This is a genomic window from Methylobacterium goesingense, assembly GCF_022179225.1.
GTDB classification, from domain to species: Bacteria; Pseudomonadota; Alphaproteobacteria; order Rhizobiales; family Beijerinckiaceae; genus Methylobacterium; species Methylobacterium goesingense.
In genome coordinates this window covers 1-4,814 of sequence record NZ_BPQL01000129.1, presented here as the reverse complement: position 1 = coordinate 4,814, position 4,814 = coordinate 1, and the positions used below count along the sequence as shown (strand labels likewise).

Genomic DNA, 4,814 nt, shown 5'->3' with positions numbered 1-4,814 from the left:
CTTCGAAGGCCGGGCCGCCGCTGCTCGGCAAAGGCGGCCCGGCCTTCGAAGGCAAGGCCGGCGCCGTGAAGGGCCTCATCGTCGGGGCCGGAGCCGCCGGCCTCTCGCCGATTCCGCGCTTCAACGACCGGGGCCGCGAGACCGGCTTCTACCGGGCGGACGAGGTCCAACAGGAGAACCGCTTCGGTCCGCCCCCGGCCGATGCCGAGAGCCGCGAGGGCTACAACCCGCGCAATGCCCCCTTCGGCGCCGCCGCCGCCGGCGGCACCGAACACCTGTCCTCGGTGCGCGAACCCTATCTGCGCGCGCTCGCTGGAAAGACCGGCCTGACCTACGCGCATCTCGACGGACCGACCGGCCTCGGCTCGGCCTTGAGTTCCGCCGCGACGCCCCGGCCTGTCCCCGGCCGCCTCGACCCCCGCCCGATCCTCGGCGCGACCGCGCTCCTGCTCCTGCTCGCTGTCTTCCTTCTCCCCCTGATCCGCGATCGCGGTGTCCCGACCTGGAAAAAGGCCTGATCGATGCGTCTCGGTGTTCCCGCTCTCGTTCTGACCCTTCTCACCGGCGCGGCCCTCGCGCATGGCCCGACGCCGCAGAAGGTCGACCAGAGCATCGTCATCGCGGCCAAGCCCGACGCGGTTTGGAAGGTCGTCGGCGATTTCGCTGGGATCGGCACCTGGCATCCCGACGTCACCCGGAGCGAGGGCAGCGGCGGCAACGCCTCCGGCGGCCGCCGCAAGGTCACGCTGAAGAGCGGCGGCACCCTCGACGAGGGGCTCGACGAGATGAACGCCGCCGGGCGCAGCTACGCCTACCGCCTGTCCGATCCCGACCTGAAGGCCCTGCCGGTCTCGTCCTACTCGGCGACCCTGACGGTCTCGCCCGAGGGCGACGGCACCAAGGTCGAATGGCTCGGCCGGTTCTACCGGGGCGATACCGGCAACGAGCCGCCGGAAGACCTGAGCGACGAGGCCGGCCGGACCGCCATGAACCGCTACTTCGCCGACGGCCTCAAGGGCCTGAAGGCGAAGGTCGAGGGGAAGGCCGCACCATGACCGCGCGCCAGGGGTTCGGGCGGTTCGTCCTCGCCGGGCTGCTCGCCTGTCTCGCGCCGCCGGCCGCCGTCGCGCGCGACGTCTACGTGGCGAGCCAGGGCGCCGGCACCCTCGTCGCCCTGACGCCCGGTGCCAAGGTCGGAGCGCCCCTCGCGGTGGCGCGCGGGCCGGCCCAGGTAGCGGCCGGCCCGGACGGACGGCTCTACCTCACCCATCCCGACACCCGTCAGGTCTCGGTGGTCGAGGACGGGGCGGTGCTCAGGATACTGTCCGTGCCGGGCCAGCCCTTCGGCCTCGCCGTCTCTGCCGATGCCGCGCATCTCTACGTGGGCGACTGGGCCGGCAACCGGGTGCTGCGCCTCTCCGCCGAGACCGGCGCGGTAGAGGGCGCGGTGGCGGTGGGCCGGGAACCCGCCGCCTTGCTCCTCGATCGGCGCGGCCGGCTCTACGTGGCGGACCGGGAGAGCCGGCAGGTCAGCGTGATCGACACGGCCGGCCTGACTCGCATCGCCACGATCCCGGTGGGCGAGGCGCCCTTCGCGATGGCCCTGAACCCGGCTGAGGACCGCCTCTACGTGGCCAACGTCCGAAGCGGCACGCTCAGCGTCGTCGACACCGAGGCCCTGAAGTCCGTCGCGACCTTCACGACCGGCGGCATGCCCTACGGGGTCGCGGTGAGCGCGGACGGCGCCCGCATCCTCGTCACCAATCAGCAGGCCGGAGCCCTGGTGGTGCTCGACGCGGCCGATGGGGCCATCCGCGCCACCGTTCCGGTGGGCCGCTACCCGGAAGGCGTCGCCATCGCGGGGCCGGAGGCTTATGTGGCCAACTGGTTCTCGGATTCGATTTCGGTCATCGATCTGGCGAGCCTGCGCGAGACGGCCCGGATCGCGGTGCCCGAGGGGCCGCGCAGCCTCGCCATCCCCGTGCGAGGGCGCCGATGAACCGCCGTTTCGGTCCCGCGCTGCGCCCCCTTGCGCTGCTCTTCCTCACGCATCTCAGTGCCTGCGACAGTGGCGAGCCCCCGCAGGAGGTGCCGGTGGTCGCGACGAAGTCCGACGCGGAGGTGCCGACTTGGCTCTCGCCCACGGACGCGATGGAGCCGGCCCTCTGGCTTGCCCGGCGGGAGCCCGGACAGGCCGCCACGGCGGCGGCGCGGAGCGAACACCTGCGCCACAGCCTCGCCCGGGCCAGGCAGACCTTCATCGAAGATCCCCGCATGATCGCCAACCGCACGGTGCAGCTCGGTCAGATGCTGGCCGAGGCCGGCAAGCCCGAATCCTACGAATCCCTCCTCGACGGGCTGGAGGCGGCCGCCGCCCCGACCCGGCGCAAGCAACTCTACGGCGAATTGTGCCAACACTACTACAACACCCGCCAGCAGGGCCTCGACCGGACCTGGGCCCTCGCGCGCCTGACGGAGCGCTACGCCGCGCAGCCGGTGGTCCCGGATGCCACCCCATGAGCCAGACCGGCACCAGTGTTCTCATCGCGGACGATCATCCGGTGATCCTGAAGGGGTTCCGCACCATCATGGAGGATGCCGGCGTGGAGACGATCCACGAGGCCACCACCATCGTGGAGGCCTACCGGTCGTTCTACCGCCTGCGCCCGGCGGTGGTGATCGCAGACCTCACCTTCGGCGACCAGGGCATTTCCGGCCTTTCCCTGATCCGGCGCATCCGCACACTGGAGGGCCGAACCCGCATCCTCGCCTTCAGCATGCACGACGATCCGACCATCATCGCACGCGCCCTGGAAAGTGGCGCCACCGGTTACGTCCTCAAGGACGCCTCCACGGACGAGTTCCTCAAGGCCTTCGACCATGTCCGTATCGGTAAGAGCTACCTCGACCACGAAATCGCCCTGCGCGTCGCCATGCTGAACGCCAACGTCCAGCCCTCACCCCTCGCGTCCCTGACGGAGCGCGAGTTCCAGGTTCTCGCTCTGCTGAAGGACGGCCATTCCTATCAGGGGATCGCCGACACGTTGACGATGAAGTACAAGACCGTCGTCAACCTCTGCTCGACCATCCGGCAGAAGCTCGGCGCGCGAAACTTCGCGGATCTCATCCGGATCGCCTTGAAGGCGGTGTCCTGAGGGAGATCATTTGCTTCCGGTTGACGATAAATCCCGGGAGGTCGACCGGAGTCTGACTGCCCGGGACCGCGCCGGTAACGCATTTTAGCACGATTTTGGCATACAGACATAGCGGCTCGAACGCGTGCCGGAAACTGGAAAGCTGCCTGAACCAGCTGCAAACTCAGTTTCCGCAAGTCAGGGAATTGCAACGTCTCTTGAATTTAGCGGATGCTCTATCGAGGCTTCTCCGATGAGATGGCCAAAGGTGCGCTAAATCCATACAATTTTCGTTAGGAAGTACTTTTATTAAAGCTATCGAGTGAATTGGTACGAGTCTTGCTTCGTGTTGTGCTGTCGATAACCATCGACTGGAGCTAAGATCAGGCTTCAAAGCAGAAAGACCGCGTCATGAGCTAGCAAGTCGATCTTCAGGTTGCATGACGATGCGTCCGGGCGCGACTGGGGATTTGCGGCGTTGATGGGAGTTTAGGCGACCTCCGACACGTCCGCAATTTCAGTTCCGCTCGAGGTGCTACAAGCGCCCTGAGGCATTTGCCTGATCTGTTCTATGACGCTGGCCCGCACGATCAGGGTATCGGCGTGTAAACGGTCTATGTGCTGGGCCGGGCGATGCTCGATTATAACAGGAAAATCGAAATGACATTCAATCCACTTATGCAAATTGGAAGCCTGGATTCGATCGAGCCGGATGTCTACGGCCTCATCAGCAAGCAGACCGTCGAACTCGAAGGTGTGTCGGTGACGCGCGTCACCTTCGATGTCGGTGCGAAATGGTCCAATGATCTCAAGGCTGCGCATGGCACTGAAAGTTGTATCTTGCCACATGTCGCACTGGTACTTTCCGGGGCGCTCTGTGTTCGTATGGACGATGGCCAGGAGATGACCTTTCGAAAGAACGACGTCATGCTCCTCCCGCCAGGTCATGACGCTTGGTCTGTCGGCGAGGAAGCTTGCGTGTTTGTCGAATTTTCGCGCGGCAACGATTATTACGAGGGTGGAAGCCATAATCACGCGCACTGAAGGGGCGACGCGGCCGTCCTGGCGCTAAGCGCTGTAGTAAACTGGCCGCGAGTTGCGCGGCCAGTCGATGGCCAGATAGTCATTCGAACCCTTCGCGCCCGGCACCCTCCTAGCCTGCCCGCTCGCCACTCTCGGGTGAGGAGCGTAAGCTCTGGCTTTTGGAGATGGACGCGGTCTGCTCTGGAAAGCGGCCGAGGGTGAGGCGCGGCAGGGCATTCAGATCGTCGTTCGGTTGCTCGAAGCGGTCTGCAATCAGCCAGCGCTGCGTTTGCTGGTGGACGGCTTTTCAAGGTGGCAGATCGTTGAGCATTTGCCACTACGGCGCGCCCGCCCCACCACGGAGCGCGGCCCATTGAATACCGCGCGCAGACCGTGCTCACGCTGCCCCGCATCCGTCCGCATCAGCGCCCATTCTTCGTGGCAAACGTCGGACGGCTAGACGCTATGTCGAAGGGGGCATGCCCCTTCCTCGGGATCCTCGTGTGTGGGTCCGTAATAGCCTCCATTGGGCCGACCCGACTTGATCCACCGCTCTGAGGAGACGCATTCGGGGGCACCGCCTGATGATCGGTGCGTAACTTACTGAAACCAATAACTGAATCGGATTGAGAAAGGCTTGGCGGAGGGAGCGGGATG

At 65.9% G+C, this 4,814-nt stretch carries 5 protein-coding genes and 1 pseudogene; all 6 read left to right on the top strand.

Annotated features, from left to right (window positions below; all coding sequences use genetic code 11):
- Positions 1-518, top strand: a pseudogene (locus tag MFF30_RS20270) (VWA domain-containing protein); the annotation flags it as partial.
- A gap of 3 nt (positions 519-521) precedes the next feature.
- A complete protein-coding gene (locus tag MFF30_RS20265) occupies positions 522-1,055 on the top strand; it encodes an SRPBCC family protein (RefSeq protein WP_238281592.1) in 534 nt (177 codons plus the stop codon).
- Positions 1,052-1,999 (top strand): YncE family protein, encoded by a 948-nt coding sequence (locus tag MFF30_RS20260; RefSeq protein WP_238281591.1) that lies wholly within the window; start codon positions 1,052-1,054, stop codon positions 1,997-1,999. The genes MFF30_RS20265 and MFF30_RS20260 overlap by 4 nt, the downstream gene beginning before the upstream one ends.
- Positions 1,996-2,520 (top strand): hypothetical protein, encoded by a 525-nt coding sequence (locus MFF30_RS20255; protein WP_238281588.1) that lies wholly within the window; start codon positions 1,996-1,998, stop codon positions 2,518-2,520. The genes MFF30_RS20260 and MFF30_RS20255 overlap by 4 nt, the downstream gene beginning before the upstream one ends.
- On the top strand, positions 2,517-3,155 hold the full coding sequence (locus MFF30_RS20250; protein WP_238281586.1) for a response regulator transcription factor: 639 nt from the start codon (positions 2,517-2,519) through the stop codon (positions 3,153-3,155). Before MFF30_RS20255 ends, MFF30_RS20250 begins: the two co-directional genes overlap by 4 nt.
- 639 nt (positions 3,156-3,794) lie before the next feature.
- A complete protein-coding gene (locus tag MFF30_RS20245) occupies positions 3,795-4,178 on the top strand; it encodes a cupin domain-containing protein (protein WP_238281584.1) in 384 nt (127 codons plus the stop codon).
- Positions 4,179-4,814: the final 636 nt, after the last annotated feature.